Below are 544 nucleotides of genomic sequence, written 5' to 3'. Positions count from 1 at the left end.
CTCCTCCGAGTGTAGTCAATGCCTACTTTGCTGAACTCTACCAGAAAAAGAGTCCTCAGGCTGCGACAGATTACTTTGTAGAACTCAGTCATGAACTGAATCTCTACAATGTTGAACCAAGTTTCACCTTTGAAAATAAGCCTTTTATTCGTCTGAACCTGTCGGGTAAATCTTTTGGATTTTGCTATGAGAGTGAGGGACTGGGGCGGATTTTCTCAGAAGCTGAGGAAGTAATCACAGCTGACTTGCTCTTTGAAATTGCGCAAATTTTCCCCCATCAACTCGTCTTTGAAGAGTCTGGCAAGATTTACATGAAAGCTGTCGGAGATGAGGAAGTTATTAGTGTAGAAAATCTCACAGCTTTGACGGATTTGGAAAGTTTGGCTGATGGTCGCAAACGTCTAAAGGGCTACAGCCAAGAGGATTTATTGCAAGAAGCTGCTGCTTTTTCTGGAAAGCGCTATTTCCGATCGGAAAATCGCACAGCCATGTTATATATTGATTAATTAGAAAGTATCGAATGGATATTCAATTTTTAGGAACA

General features: G+C 41.2%; 1 protein-coding gene. It reads left to right on the top strand.

The genetic code is table 11. The annotated features are described in order from the left end of the window. Positions 1–506 (top strand): hypothetical protein (locus GMD1S_RS10830; protein WP_000298534.1); only part of this gene is annotated, 506 nt, incomplete at its 5' end. Between the last annotated feature and the right edge of the window lie 38 nt (positions 507–544).

The sequence above is a fragment of the Streptococcus sp. GMD1S genome (assembly GCF_000296875.1).
Taxonomy (GTDB): domain Bacteria; phylum Bacillota; class Bacilli; order Lactobacillales; family Streptococcaceae; genus Streptococcus.
Note: the sequence above shows the minus strand (reverse complement) of the source record. Positions and strands in the feature narration are given on the sequence as shown.